Source organism: Nocardia sp. NBC_00416, from assembly GCF_036032445.1.
Taxonomy (GTDB): Bacteria; Actinomycetota; Actinomycetes; order Mycobacteriales; family Mycobacteriaceae; genus Nocardia.
Genome location: NZ_CP107932.1, coordinates 50,157 through 63,286 on the forward strand (window position 1 = coordinate 50,157; position 13,130 = coordinate 63,286).

11 protein-coding genes are annotated in these 13,130 nt (G+C 67.5%); 5 read left to right on the plus strand and 6 right to left on the minus strand.

Annotated elements, in window-relative coordinates; translation table 11 throughout:
- Positions 1-25: 25 nt before the first annotated feature.
- Entirely contained in the window at positions 26-898 is an 873-nt protein-coding gene (locus tag OG804_RS00250) for an alpha/beta fold hydrolase (RefSeq protein ID WP_328392584.1), read from the minus strand.
- Positions 899-1,102: 204 nt separating this feature from the next.
- Between OG804_RS00250 and OG804_RS00255 the strand changes: the two genes are divergently transcribed.
- Complete coding sequence (locus tag OG804_RS00255) at positions 1,103-1,858, plus strand: SDR family oxidoreductase (protein ID WP_328392586.1); 756 nt, start codon at positions 1,103-1,105, stop codon at positions 1,856-1,858.
- 94 nt (positions 1,859-1,952) lie between these two features.
- Here OG804_RS00255 and OG804_RS00260 read toward each other — a convergent pair whose 3' ends face one another.
- From OG804_RS00260 to OG804_RS00280, 5 genes are all read right to left on the minus strand, one after another.
- A complete protein-coding gene (locus OG804_RS00260) occupies positions 1,953-4,412 on the minus strand; it encodes a CaiB/BaiF CoA transferase family protein (protein ID WP_328392588.1) in 2,460 nt (819 codons plus the stop codon).
- A 159-nt stretch (positions 4,413-4,571) separates the two neighbouring features.
- The gene (locus tag OG804_RS00265) at positions 4,572-5,576 is read right to left on the minus strand and encodes an enoyl-CoA hydratase/isomerase family protein (protein WP_328392590.1); all 1,005 of its coding nucleotides are present in this window, start codon (positions 5,574-5,576) and stop codon (positions 4,572-4,574) included.
- On the minus strand, positions 5,573-6,697 hold the full coding sequence (locus tag OG804_RS00270) for a M24 family metallopeptidase (RefSeq protein ID WP_328392592.1): 1,125 nt from the start codon (positions 6,695-6,697) through the stop codon (positions 5,573-5,575). The genes OG804_RS00265 and OG804_RS00270 overlap by 4 nt, the downstream gene beginning before the upstream one ends.
- Positions 6,687-7,922: a M24 family metallopeptidase gene (locus OG804_RS00275; RefSeq protein ID WP_328392594.1), complete on the minus strand. Its 1,236-nt coding sequence runs from the start codon at positions 7,920-7,922 to the stop codon at positions 6,687-6,689. The genes OG804_RS00270 and OG804_RS00275 overlap by 11 nt, the downstream gene beginning before the upstream one ends.
- A gap of 30 nt (positions 7,923-7,952) precedes the next feature.
- On the minus strand, positions 7,953-9,122 hold the full coding sequence (locus tag OG804_RS00280) for an amidohydrolase family protein (RefSeq protein ID WP_328392596.1): 1,170 nt from the start codon (positions 9,120-9,122) through the stop codon (positions 7,953-7,955).
- Between the two features lie 427 nt (positions 9,123-9,549).
- On the opposite strand from OG804_RS00280, the gene OG804_RS00285 reads away from it, so the two are divergent.
- From OG804_RS00285 to OG804_RS00300, 4 genes are all read left to right on the plus strand, one after another.
- Positions 9,550-10,152 carry a TetR/AcrR family transcriptional regulator gene (locus OG804_RS00285; RefSeq protein ID WP_328392598.1) on the plus strand — a complete coding sequence of 201 codons (603 nt, stop codon included), beginning with the start codon at positions 9,550-9,552 and terminating at the stop codon, positions 10,150-10,152.
- Entirely contained in the window at positions 10,152-10,658 is a 507-nt protein-coding gene (locus tag OG804_RS00290) for a hypothetical protein (protein WP_328392600.1), read from the plus strand. The genes OG804_RS00285 and OG804_RS00290 overlap by 1 nt, the downstream gene beginning before the upstream one ends.
- 769 nt (positions 10,659-11,427) lie before the next feature.
- Positions 11,428-12,222 carry an MlaE family ABC transporter permease gene (locus OG804_RS00295; protein ID WP_328392602.1) on the plus strand — a complete coding sequence of 265 codons (795 nt, stop codon included), beginning with the start codon at positions 11,428-11,430 and terminating at the stop codon, positions 12,220-12,222.
- A gap of 13 nt (positions 12,223-12,235) precedes the next feature.
- On the plus strand, positions 12,236-13,093 hold the full coding sequence (locus OG804_RS00300) for an MlaE family ABC transporter permease (protein ID WP_328392605.1): 858 nt from the start codon (positions 12,236-12,238) through the stop codon (positions 13,091-13,093).
- The last annotated feature ends 37 nt before the right edge of the window (positions 13,094-13,130 follow it).

Genomic DNA, 13,130 nt, shown 5'->3' on the forward strand with positions numbered 1-13,130 from the left:
TGCGTGAACGGGCCACCGAGCGGCTCTAGTTCGCGTCCAGAACTTTCCGGAGGACGGCGGCGAAACCGTCCGGCTCGCCGTGCATCCCGAATTCCCCGCCCAGGAACCCGGCGTGCCCACCCGGGAAGGTGACCACCTCGGCGCCCAGCGCGGCGGCCAGGGCAGCCGTCGCGCGGGCGCAGAGCTGGCCGGCGGAGGCGGCGCCCACGCCGAGCACGATCCGGGTCGGTGCGGCAGCGAGGGCGGTACGGTCGTGTTCGTATCCGCAACAGGTCAGCAGATGCGGGCCCAGCACCGGATCGTCGCGGGACCCGTCGTCGCCGGCGGGGAGCCCGAACTGTGCCGGATCCGGAGCCGGTTCGTCCGCATGGTCCTGCGGGATCGGTCCGGTACGGGAGATCAGGGTGATGAATTTCGCCATCGCCGGGCCGTGACCGGCGCGCTGGTAGGTGCCGGTGATATCGGCCGCGACGGCGAGCACCTGATCCCGGTCGGACAGGAACTGGGCGGAGGGCGGTTCGTGCGCGATGAGTGTCCGCACGAGTTCACCGTGTCGTGCGATCAACGCCAGGGCGTTGACCGCGCCGCCGCTACTGCCGAACAGATCGACCGGTCCCGCGCCCAGCGCTTCGATGACGCGCCGGAGATCTCCAGCGTGCTCCTCGGGGGTGCCCGAGGTGGTGCCGTCGTCGCGGACACTGCGTCCGACACCGCGCGGATCGTAGGTCACCACCGGACGGTCGGTGAAATGATCCGCCAGGGTGCCGAATCCGCTCGCGTCCATCGGCGAGCCGATCACCAGCAGCGGCCCGGTCTCGCTTCCGTGCAGGTCGCCGTGGACATCGTAGGTCAGTGTCGCACCCGGTACCGGCAGCGTGCGGGTTTCCGTGGCGGTCATCTCGGCTCCTTCGGGTCGCGGTCCATTGTGTAGACGGTGTGCGCCGCGGTGAGTCATCGGCGCGCCGGCCGAAGCGCGACGCCGATCGGGTCCGGTGCGCCGCGTGTTGTGGCGGACCCCGGACGGGCGCCCGTCCGGCCGATAGGCTCGGGACACCCGCCGCACCGCCACCGGCGTCGGCCCGACCGCAGGAGATTCAGCACAGTGGGCACTGGTTCGATCCTCATCACCGGCGCGAGTTCCGGCCTGGGCGCGGAAATGGCCCGCCAGTTCGCCGCCCTCGGCTACGACCTGGCCCTCTGCGCTCGCCGGACGCAGCGCCTCGACGAACTCGCGCAGGAGATCGCGGTGGCCCATCCTCGGGTCAGAGTGCGGATCGCGGAGCTGGATGTCACCGATTTCGACGCCGTACCAAGAGTTTTCGATGAGTTGGCCGCCGATCTGGGTCGTCTCGACCGGGTGATCGTCAATGCCGGACTGGGCAAGGGCGTTCCGTTCGGCAAGGGCGGTGACCGTCCGAACCGGCAGACCGCCGTCACCAACTTCGTGGGCGCCATGGCTCAGATGGAAGCCGCCATGAAGATCTTCCGTGCCCAGGGCGGCGGCCATCTGGTGGTGATCTCCTCCATCTCGGCCGTTCGCGGCATGCCCAAGACCATGACGAGCTACGCCGCGAGTAAAGCCGGGGTGGCCGCGATGGCCGAGGGCATCGCGGCCGAGCGGGTTCCCGGGGTGGACGTCTCGATCATCTTCCCGGGCTATATCGCCTCGGAGATGAACGATAAGGCCGCCCATCCGCCCACCTTCCTGGTCGATACGGAGACCGGGGTTCGTTCGATGGTGTCGGCGATCGAGAAGCGCCGGTTCAAGGCGTACACCCCGGCGTGGCCGTGGGTCCCGCTGGCCTACGCCATGAAGGTGTTGCCGCTGTCGATCGTGCGCAGGCTCGCCGGTATGTGATCGCGCCCGGGATCGAGCGGCTCGGATCGCCGCGCGCCGGGCCTCGTACTCGGCCAGGACCGCGTGGCCCGGTCGATACGGGCGATCGAACGGATCAGAACTTCGGTGTCCCGCCCACCACCCCGCCGTCCTCCAGCGCCGTGATATCGGCTGCGCTGTATCCGAGTTCGGTCAGCACCGCGTGGTTGTCCTGCCCGAGTAGCGGTGCGTGGACACGGTGGTATTTGCCGGGGCCGGCGGAGAAACGGGCCGCCACCGTACTGTGGCGGGCGGCCGGGTTGACCGGGTGTTCGACCGGTTCGAAGAATCCGCGATGGCCGAGCTGGGGGATCTCGGCCTGACGATGCGGTTGCAGAACCTCGGCGACCGGGATCCCGGCGCCCCAGAGCCGATCCACGATCTCCCCGGCCGCGCGCTGGGCGAACCAGGCCGTAAGGTGTTCGTCGATCTCGTCGTGCGCGGCCCGTCGGCCCGCGACGGTGCGCAGCCGGGACCCCGCCGCCCACTCGGGAGCCCCCAGGACCTCGACGAGGGCCGCCCACTGGTCGTCGGTGGTGACGGCGAGCGCGATCCAGGTGTCGGGCCGGCCGAATTCGTCGAGCCCGGCGGCGCGGTACAGGTTCTGCGGCGCGGCGTGCGGCCCCCGATTGCCGGTGCGTTCGAGCAGCGCGCCATAGGCCGAGTATTCGATGACCTGCTCGGCCGTGATGTTCAGTGCGGCATCGACCATGGCCGCCTCCACCAGCATGCCCTCCCCGGTGCGGCGACGGTGTTCGAGGGCGAGCAGCAGGGCGACCAGTGCGTGCACCCCGGCGTTCGGGTCGCCGAGGCTGTAGGGCTCGACCGGGTTCTGGTCCGGATACCCGGTGCGTGTGGTGAGACCGGAGGCGTCCTCGATCACATAGGCGAAGGCCGGATTGTCGCGCCACGGGCCGTCGAGACCGAACCCCGGCATCCTGACCATGATCGCGTCCGGGCGCAGGGTGCGGACAGTGTCGTAATCCAGGCCCAGTTGTTCGACGACGCGCGGGGTGTAGTTCTCCACGACGACATCGCAGGAGGCGACCAGCCGCCGCAGGATCTCGCGCCCCGGCGCGCCACGGAAATCGACGGTGATACCGCGTTTGTTCGTATTGAGACCGGAGAAGATCCCGGATTTCTCCCACCACCGGTCCTCGTCGAGCGGTACCCCCGCGATCAGCCGGGTGCCGTCGGGGCGCTGCGCCGATTCGACATGGATCACGTCCGCGCCCTGCAGGGCCAGGAAATGGGTGCAGGAGGGGCCCGCCCAGAAGGTCGTCATATCGAGCACCCGCAGCCCCTGGAACGGGAGCGGTTGCGCGGACCCGGTGGGAGCCTGCCGATCGCGGCGATCCGGTGCGGCGGAGTGCCGTCGGCCGCGGTAGTGGTCGGTGTGCTCGCCGAGCCGGGGCGCTGGTTCGGGATCGCGTAGTACGGCGGGGACGGTCCGGAACGGTGGCCCGGGCTGGACGAAACCGTCGCGCGGATTCACAGTGAAGAAGTCGCGGGCACGGTGCTGATCCAGTTCGGTGACATTCGCACCGTCGGCCACGGGACTGTTCGGGATGCGGAAAGCCGTGGCCAGATCGCGGATCTCGGCCACCTTGTGCGCGGCGAACCACGCGGCGATCTCGCCGGCCTTCTCGTTCGCGCGTTCGGTGATGGCCGGAGTGGGGTCTTCGTCGATCCATTCCGGATGCCCGACCATGACGCACAGATCGAACCATTGCTGGGCGGTGCCGCACCCGACCGCGATCAGTCCGTCGGCGGCCGTCGCGACACCGGGGCGGCTCAGCCGCCGTTGGGTGCGGAACGGACGGTTCACGGTGTCGTAGAAGGACACCGGGTAGTAGGACAGGCCCAGGATCTGAGTTTCCAGAACCGACAGATCGACGAGTTCACCGGTCCCTGTCGTCAGCGTCCGGTGCCGGGCGGTGAGCGTGCTCGCCGCCGCGTGAGCCCCGGCGAACCACTCGCCGACGTCACCGCCGATGTGCAGGGGTGCACGGTCGGGAGCGCCCCGGCCCAGGCCGACTATCCCGCCCGACCAGGCCTGCAGGGTGAACTCGGTGGCCGGTCGTCCAGCCCAGGGGCCGTCGAGGCCGAACGGCGTGATCGCGGTGACGACGAGATGCGGATGGCGGTCGCGCAGTACGGCGGGACTGTACTCCGGGAGGTCGGCGGGGCCGGGTCCGGGCGACCACACCACCGCGTCGGCCTCGGCGAGCAGGCGGTCGAGCAACTCCCGGTCCGCGGTCAGCGCCGGATCGGTCACGATGCTGTGCTTGGTTCCGCCGAGGAAGGCGAACAGTGCGCCGTCCGAACCGGATTCGATGACCGCACCCGATGCCGACCAGCGCCGCAGCGGATTGCCGCCCGGCGGTTCGGCGGCGATCACCCGGGCCCCGGCGTCGGCGAGGAGTTTGGTGCAGTAGGCGCCGGCGATCCCACTCGACAGATCGACCACGACGTAATCCGCCAGGGGCGGCCCCGCCGGGAAACCATGCCGGCCCGCGGCCCGATTCGCTGTCATCACTGTCTCGACTCCTCTGCGGAACACCCCGGATGCGGCGACTCCGGGCGGTGGGCGGCCCCTGGAGACCACGCTGCACCCGCACTGTGGTGCGGGTGCAGCACACCGGCACGCCCGGGCCGGTGTGGTCGAACCCCCTGCGGAACGCGGTGGTGCCCGCTATTCCTTCTTCTTGCGGCCCGATTTGCTCAATCGGAAATCCGGTGGGAACCGGTTGTCGTTGTCCTTGACCGAGTTGTTCAGGCCGTCGTCGAAGGCGTTGTCCAGCATCAGATCGTTGTCGTCGGCGTGGATATGGCCGCCCATCGATTCGAAGAAGCCGCTGAGCAGGCTGCCCATGTACTCGCCCTGCTGCTGTTTCATGATCTCGAAGAAGACCTTCTGCATGAACACGGTGTCCGTCGGCCGGTTACGGGCGCACGCCAGGGCGTACTTATCGGTCTCGGCCTCCAGTTCGTCGCGGGTGACGACGCTGTTGAGGAAGTTGCAGTCGGCCATCTCCGCCGCCGTGAACGCCCGGCCGGTGAACACCATCTCCTGGAATTTGCGCAACCCCATCGTCTGGGCCCAGGTCCACATGCGCGGGCCCCAGCCGTAATAGCGGAACGAGGGGTGCCCGAACAGCGCATCGTCGGAGGAGATCACCAGATCGGCGTCCGCGGCCTGGTAGAAGTGCCAGCCGTAGCAGTAGCCCTTGACCTCGACGATGCTGATCTTCTTGAACTCCTGCAGGCTCCGGCAGCCCGCTTGGGCGTTGGCGTACCACTGGCTGATGCTGGCGCCGTGCCGGAACGATTCCTTGGGCGGATACCGGACCTCGTCGGGTCCGATCTTGTACTCGCTGAGCCGGGGTCCCTGATCGGGGTCGTTCTGGACGGCCATGAACTCACCGAGATCGGCCCCAGAGCCGAAATCGTCACCGGCGCCGCGGATCACCAATACTTTGACGTCGTCGTCGATACTGGCCCGGTGGATCAGATCGCCGTAGCGCAGCCGGGCGGCCATAGTGGGGGCGTTGAGCTGATCGGGGCGGTCGAAGGTGACGGTCGCGATCCGGGTCGCCGGGTCCTTCGTGTACCGGATGATCTCCTCGGCGCTCGGTTGTTCGCGACCCGGCGCCCGCTCGGCGCCTTCGGCGTCGCCGGCGGGGGTCCGGGCGGTCATCGCGGCTCCCGGTGTGGGCTCGAGGTCAGGATCTGCGGACCGTTCTCGCCGATCAGCACCGCGTCCCGCCCGAAGACGGCGCCGACCCCTTCGGCCCAGACATAACCGGTCACCGCGAGCACCATGCCGGGCTCCAGGAGTTCGGACTCGGCGGTGCGGCGCAGCGTCGGCGTGACGACGGGTGGATCGAAGCCCATGCCGAGCCCGCGAGCCACCGGCAGCACGGGCAGCGGCTCGCCCGCGGTGAGATAGGCGTCGAGCAGTCCGGCCGCGGGCGCACCGGCTCGGCAGGACTGGATCAAGTTGTCCCACAATCGGTTCCAGCGTCCATAGAGTCTCTCGGTCGCGGGAGACGCCTGGCCGACCGGCCAGGTGCGCCCGACCTCGCCGATGTAACCGTCACCGAGGACGCCGGAGGACAGGGCGACCAGATCTCCCTCCTGAACCCGCCGGTCCTCGGTGGCCCGCCGCCACGGATGATCCCGGGCGGTCACCCAGGCCGCGTCCTGGGTGGCGGGGGTGCTCACACCGCCCGCCGCGCAGGCCTCGAGCAGCACCCCGGCCAGCGCCTGTTCGGTGACTCCGGGCGCGAGCGCGGCCAGACCGGCGGCGAGACCCTGTTCGGCGACCCGCAGTCCGGCACGCATCGTCTCGATCTCCGCCGCGGTCTTGATCCGGCGCGCGGTCCGGAAGGCGAGTTCGCCGTCGACGATCTCGGCGCCGGGGAACGCGATCGGCAGCAACTCGGCGAAGGCGGGGGACAGGGCGTCGGTCCCCACCCGGCGGGCGTCGGCCGCGCCCTCGATATCGCGCAGCACCGCGACGAGATTGCGGGGATCCCACATGGTCTCGTACAGGTTCTCGTGCGGGATGTCCTCGGGGATACCCTCGTCCCAGGTGCTGTGCAGATGGACCGCTCCGGTCTTCCGCACGATCAGGGCCACCGGCCCGAACGGCCGGGTCCCGGCCACCCACAGCTGTGGGGCACCGGACAGATAGCGGGCATTGGCCTGCCGTCCGGCGATCAGGATATCGAGGTCGTGGGCGTGCATCTGGGCCAGCACGCGCTCGCGGCGGCCCACCCGCAGCGCGCGATCGTCCGGCAGGATCTCAGTCGCCATAGGGGGCATAGGTGTAGTCGGTGAGAGGCATCCAGCCTCCGTCGGTTACCACCACGATCTCCTCACTGCGATAGCCGCCGGTACCGTCCTCCCACACCACGGGTTCGAGGACCAGCACCATGCCGGGGCGGAGCACGAAATTCTCGTCGAAATCGGCGCCCAGGTCGGTGCCGATCATCGGCATCTCGGCGGCGCTCACGCCGATGCCGTGCGATATGTAGAAATGCGGGAGCCAGGGTCGGCGCCCGCCCGCCGCTTCGGTGGCCGCGGCGCCGAGCTGCGCCGCGGTGGCGCCGGGGCGGATCTGGGCGAGGACCGCGTCCAGGATGTGCCGCCACTGCCGGTATTGCGCCTGCTGGCGGGGTGTCGGGTCCTGCCCGACTATCCAGGTGCGACCGAAATCCGAGCAGTAGCCGTTGTAGGTGATGCTGACATCGGTCCACAGCACATCACCGGCTTCGAGTTCTCGCTCGGTGGTGAGCAGCGGTAGCGCGAGATCGCCGTGCTTGGTCCAGACGCCGTCGGCCTTGGTCGCCGGCATGACCTGCCAGATGGCGTCGAGCATGGTGGCGGTGGCGCCGAGTTCGAACGCGCGCCGTACGAAGCCCGCGGACAGGTCGATCTGCCGCTGTCCGGGGGCCAACGCGGTGTGCACATCGACGATGGCTTCCTCGGTGATCCGGCAGGCTTTGCGGATACAGGACAGTTCGTCGGGGGTTTTGATCAGTTTCGCGGGGCCGATGACCGTAGCGGCGTCGACCGGCTTGTCGCCAGGGAACAACCGGTTGCGGGCCCGCAGCATGGCGCCGGTGTACTCGTCGACGGCGAACGTCGCGCCGGCGGGCACCAGATCCGCCAGTGTGCGCCGGAAATCGGCTACCCCTTCGTCGAATTCGAGGTAGACCGGCGGATGCAGATGGTCCGCGGGCAGCTCGGATTCGGCTGCGGCTCCGGCCCGGAAGGGCAGGAACAGGTGCGGCCATTCGTCATCGACCGTCACCACCGCGACCGGCCGCTCGACATGGGCGAGCCCGGCATCGCCCAGCGGCCAGTTCGCGCCGGTCGCGTAGACGACATTGTTGTTCAGCAGCAGGATCGCCGCGTCCACGCCTCGTTCGGCCATGGCCGAACGCAGGCGTGCCCCGGTCTCCCGGCGCATGCGGGCGCGGTCCGGGAGGTCGGGTATCTCTGTCGCCGCGCTGATCGCGGCGGGGAAAGCGGTCATCGAAATTGGTCCTTCTCGCCGTTGCCCGGCCTATACACCCAGGAATTCCTTGATGTTTCCGCTCACGATGCGGGCGGCGTCCGCGGGGCCGACGGCCTCGACGACCGAGGCCAGTGATTTCTCCGAGTAGCCGAAGGTGCTCTCGTTGTGCGGGTAGTCCGACGACCACATCACCCGGTCCACGCCGATCTGGTCGATGATGGCCAGGCCCAGCGGGTCGACCATGAACGAGGCTCGCATATGGTTCGCCCAGTAGTGGCGCACCTCGTGTTCCAGCGGTCGGTTGTACATGTGCCGGTACGACGCGTTCATGTGTTCGGCGTCCTGGAGCGCCGAGGCGACCCAGTTGATCCCGCCCTCGAACCAGCCGATCTGCAGGCCCGGATGCCGGTCGATGATCCCGCTGAAGACGTACTTGGAGAAGAGCTCCCGGAAGGGCGCCACATTGTGCATCATCCCGACCACGACGCTGTTGACTTCACACGGTGCGGAAAGCGGTGATTCGCCGATGTGGTGCGAGACCGGCACGCCCGATTCTTCGATGGCGTCCCAGACGCCGATCATCGACGTGCTGCCGTAGTCGATGACGGTGCCGTCATCGTCCTTACCGGCCGACAGTGGCAGCAGAAAGGTCTTGAGACCCAGCGATTTCAGCTCGGACAGGGTCCGGCGTGCGCCTTCGGGATCCCACCAGTTGATCAATCCGACGCCGTACAGCGTGCCGCCGGACCGCTCCTGCAGTGCGGCGATGTATTCGTTGTAGATCCGGAAGCAGCGTTCCCGGACCGCCTTGTCCGGGTAGAACAGCAGGGCCAGCAGTGAATTGGGAAACGCCAGCTCCTTCTCGATGCCGTCGGCGCGCAGATCCGCGACCCGCGCCTCGAGGTTGGTACTACCGGAACCTTCGAGGGGGTCGTACTGCATCAGCACCCGGCTGAAATCGCCGGGCAGGAACGACTTTCCCTTGCGGCCGATCTGATAGGCGCCCTCCTCGTACCACACCCGGGGGGCTTTGTCGCGGAGTTCCTCGGGAAAACGTTCGTAGAAGATGTCGTCGGCCAGCGAGATGTGGTTGTCGGCCGAGAAGACCTCGGTGCCGGCGGGGAGTCCGAGGGCGCCCTCGGCGTGCCCCTGGCGGTCCTTCGGCGGGCCGAACCCCTGCGGGGGGTACAGCGGAGCACTGCTGGGCGAAGTCGGCATCGGGACCCTCCAGATCGTTTGATTCGCGATGTGCCGTCGGCGGTCGTGATCCCGGGCTGCTGCGGCCGTCACGGAGTGATGCCGACCGGCTATTTTTTTCCGAGCCTGTGCATCGGCGGTGCGTGCGGCCGGGTTTCGGGTGGTGACCCGCCAAGCTGAAAACGACATTATCACAATTCGAGAGTGGCGTTCTACGGACTCCTGCGGATTTCGCCGTTATTCTGCGGCTGGGGCAGGGAGAATGCTATTTTCATCAGGGCTCCACATCGGGTGCCGGAAGTGTTCCGGACGGGTGGATTCGGGTTCGTCGCTATCCGCGATCTGCGCGTGAAGACCCATTGCCGGGCAACTTCCCTGTAACCCTTGTCACAGGATCGAAACCAACCTACTGTGTGTTCACTAGGTTTGTTAGATCGGGGTTCGGACCATGACAGCTCCTCGTCCCTATGCCTCACTCCTTGCCAAGGGGGAGGATCGGCGGCAACGGATTCTCGCCGTAGCCCAGCGCCTCCTCACCCGCAACGGCTGGCGCAGCACCACTCTCGCGCAGATCGCCGGCGAGGCCGGGGTGACCTCCGCGGGGTTGCTGCATCACTTCTCCTCGAAAGAGCAGTTGCTGCACGCCGTTCTCGACGCACGCGACGCCCAGGACCTCGAGGATGCCGATATCGGCGGCGACCTCCTGGTCGAGATCCGCAAGGTGGTCACCCGGATGGAAGATCATCCGGAACTGGTCGGCACCTTCGTGGTGCTGCTCGTCGAAAACCTGACGCCCGAGGCGCCGCTGCACGATCGGATGCTCGATCGGTGGCATACCGCTGTCGAGCTCGTCGTCCAAGCGATTCGCAGAGGCCAGGACAGCGGCCGGTACCGGCGCGATATCGATCCACGGATGCGTGCGGTGGAAATCGTCGCCTTCTTGAACGGAATGGAGATCTCATGGCTGCTCGATCGTTCGATCCCGCTGGCCGACGTATTCAACGGTTACACCGAGTCGCTGGCCCGCGACTTGGCGGCGAAGGAGATGTGATGAGGTACCGGCTCGATGTGGTGGCGGCGACCGTGGCAGACGCGGTCCAGTTCGCCGGCGGATGGTTGTTCGATCGATCCGTCGCCGGGTGGGAGGTGACGGTACTGCTCGCTCAGCCCTCCGATATCCGGCCGCTGAAGATACTGGGCGCCGAGGTGCGCGAACTCGACGCCGTGCTGGCCACCGAGGTTCCCGGACGGCTGCCGCAGGCGCTGGCGGTGAACGCCGATGTCTGTAGTAGGGACGGCCGGGCCCGCAAGGGTGTACTGCGGGCCCTCGAGGATCGGGGAATCGAGGTCGTCGTCTGGGGCGACGGCTGGCCGGCCGGCCAGGATCACGGTGTCGATCCGGTGCTGCACCGGCTGAGTTGTGCCGCGCGGGCGTTCAAGGCGCAGGCGATGGTCGCCGCCGGGCTGTCGCCCACCGCGGTGACGCCGAGCGAGATATTCCGCAGCGGCGCGATGGAATACGCGCCCTTCTGTGCGGATCTGGTTCCCGCGGTCTGATCTTCGCCGATAGCCTTCTCGCGCTCGCGCCGGTCGACGCCGTGTGAGTAGGTAGGTCGATATCGGTGGCCGAGCCGGGTCGGCGCGGTGACGCGCTGGCCCGGACAGTGTCACCGTCGCGGGCGGACGTGGCGGAGCGAGCGGTCGGAGTGGCGAATTCGCCGCTGTTTTTTTCGAGTTTCGCCGATGTGAGGGCGATGCCGGGGTGGGAAGTTCTCGGTGCGACTCGTACGCATTAATGCGAATTCACTGTCGGGGCCGAAGAGTCGGCCCCGATTTGAAACGTTGAATTTCACAATTCCGGCGATGGCTCGGGGTTGTCGCGGGGGTTTATCTGATCGATGCGTGGGGGAATCATGCCTGTTCGAGGGCTTTTCGTTGCTGTCCCGGTGTGGTTTGCCCGATCTGCCTGGGCGTTCCCGGAAACTTGTCGCCAAGTATTGAATTCTCTCAATACGGATGTCATCCTATTGGAAATCGAGAATGACATTTCCAGTACCGAGTCAGACGAAAGCAGACCGGCTGAGACGGCATCAGCCATCGGATCGTGATCCGTAGCCGCCCCCGGATACCGCTCGTCGCGCCGCGGCCCGCCAGCGGCCGCCCCGTCTCGGTGGAGTCGCGCCGCCCGGCACAGCCCACCGAGCCGTCGATCGTTCGACAGGAGCACATCGATGCCGAATTCCGCGTTGCCCGGGCGGGACCCCGGTCTGCCGAGGGACCGCTTGATCGGCACGGCGGCACCATTTTTCGATGCCGTGAGGTTCGGATGACCACCCGCACCCCGTACTGGATACAGGTCAAGGACCGGTTCGAAGGACCTCTCCAGACAGTGGGCGGGTTGTTCGCCATGACCGCCGACGCGGTGCGATTCGCCTTCCGCCGGCCCTTCCAGACCCGGGAGTTCCTCGAACAGGCGTGGTTCATCGTGCGGGTCTCGCTGGTGCCCACCCTGCTGGTGGCGATCCCGTTCACCGTGCTGGTGAGCTTCACGCTCAATATCCTGCTGCGCGAGCTGGGCGCCGCCGATCTCTCCGGCGCCGGTGCGGCATTCGGTGCGGTGACCCAGGTGGGCCCCATGGTGACGGTGCTGATCGTGGCCGGATCCGGCGCCACCGCGATGTGCGCGGACCTGGGCTCCCGGACCATCCGGGAGGAGATCGCGGCCATGGAGGTACTCGGGATCGACCCGGTACAGCGGCTGGTCACACCGCGGATGCTGGCCTCCGGGCTGGTGGCGGTGCTGCTCAACAGCCTGGTCTGCATCATCGGCGTGGTCGGCGGCTACGTCTTCTCGGTGTACGTGCAGGACGTGAATCCGGGCGCGTTCGTCGCCGGGATCACCCTGCTCACCGGGATCAACGAGGTCATCATCTCCTCGGTGAAAGCCCTGCTCTTCGGGTTCGTCGCCGGGATGGTCGCCTGCTACCGCGGGCTGATCGTCACGGGCGGCGCCAAAGCTGTCGGCAACGCCGTCAACGAGACAGTGGTCTACGCGTTCATGTCGCTGTTCGCGATCAATGTGATGGTCACGGCCATCGGCATCCAATTGACGACCGGGTGAGAGGAGGTATCCGATGACGGCCTCCGAGGTACTGACGGCCCGCTATCCGATTTTGATCCGCAGACTGCGAAAACCGGTGGATGTGCTGGGCCGGGTCGGCGACCACGCCATCTTCTACGTCAAGGCACTGGCCTTCGCGCCGATGGCGGCCTGGCGCTACAAGAGGGAGACGATCCGGCTGATCGCGGAGATCAGCATGGGCGCGGGCACATTGGCGGCCTTCGGCGGCACCGTGGTGATCGTCAGCTTCCTGACGCTGGCCGCCGGCGGCACCCTGGCGGTTCAGGGCTACAGCTCACTCGGCGACATCGGGATCGAGGCGCTCACCGGGTTCCTGTCCGCGTTCATCAACGTCCGGATCTCCGCGCCGGTGATGGCGGGTATCGGGCTGGCGGCGACGTTCGGGGCCGGTGTGACGGCCCAGCTCGGCGCCATGCGCATCAACGAGGAGATCGATGCGCTGGAATCCATTGCGATAGAGCCGATCGCCTATCTGGTCGGCACCCGGATCGTGGCCGGAATGGTCGCGATCACGCCCCTGTACGCCATCGCGGTGGTCGCCTCCTTCCTCGCCAGCCGGTTCACCACCGTGGTGATCCTGGGACAGTCCTCGGGGCTGTACGACCACTATTTCGCCACGTTCCTGAATCCGATCGATCTGCTGTGGTCGTTCCTGCAGGCGATCCTCATGGCGATCACCATTCTGCTCATCCACACCTACTTCGGGTTCTTCGCCGCCGGCGGACCGTCCGGGGTGGGAACGGCCGTGGGCAACGCGGTGCGGACATCACTGATCGGGGTGGTCACGGTGACGCTGCTGGTCTCGCTCGCCGTCTACGGATCCAACGGAAACTTCGAGCTGTCGGGGTAGGGATGGCGCTGGTGGCAAACGAAACTCAGGCGCGGGC

Bases quoted from the DNA above. Each gene is read 5' to 3' on its own strand.
- OG804_RS00250 (WP_328392584.1), bottom strand. From the start codon at position 898: ATGACCGCCACGGAAACCCGCACGCTGCCGGTACCGGGTGCGACACTG.
- OG804_RS00260 (WP_328392588.1), bottom strand. From the start codon at position 4,412: ATGACAGCGAATCGGGCCGCGGGCCGGCATGGTTTCCCGGCGGGGCCG.
- OG804_RS00265 (WP_328392590.1), bottom strand. From the start codon at position 5,576: ATGACCGCCCGGACCCCCGCCGGCGACGCCGAAGGCGCCGAGCGGGCG.
- OG804_RS00270 (WP_328392592.1), bottom strand. From the start codon at position 6,697: ATGGCGACTGAGATCCTGCCGGACGATCGCGCGCTGCGGGTGGGCCGC.
- OG804_RS00275 (WP_328392594.1), bottom strand. From the start codon at position 7,922: ATGACCGCTTTCCCCGCCGCGATCAGCGCGGCGACAGAGATACCCGAC.
- OG804_RS00280 (WP_328392596.1), bottom strand. From the start codon at position 9,122: ATGCCGACTTCGCCCAGCAGTGCTCCGCTGTACCCCCCGCAGGGGTTC.
- OG804_RS00285 (WP_328392598.1), top strand. From the start codon at position 9,550: ATGACAGCTCCTCGTCCCTATGCCTCACTCCTTGCCAAGGGGGAGGAT.
- OG804_RS00290 (WP_328392600.1), top strand. From the start codon at position 10,152: ATGAGGTACCGGCTCGATGTGGTGGCGGCGACCGTGGCAGACGCGGTC.
- OG804_RS00295 (WP_328392602.1), top strand. From the start codon at position 11,428: ATGACCACCCGCACCCCGTACTGGATACAGGTCAAGGACCGGTTCGAA.
- OG804_RS00300 (WP_328392605.1), top strand. From the start codon at position 12,236: ATGACGGCCTCCGAGGTACTGACGGCCCGCTATCCGATTTTGATCCGC.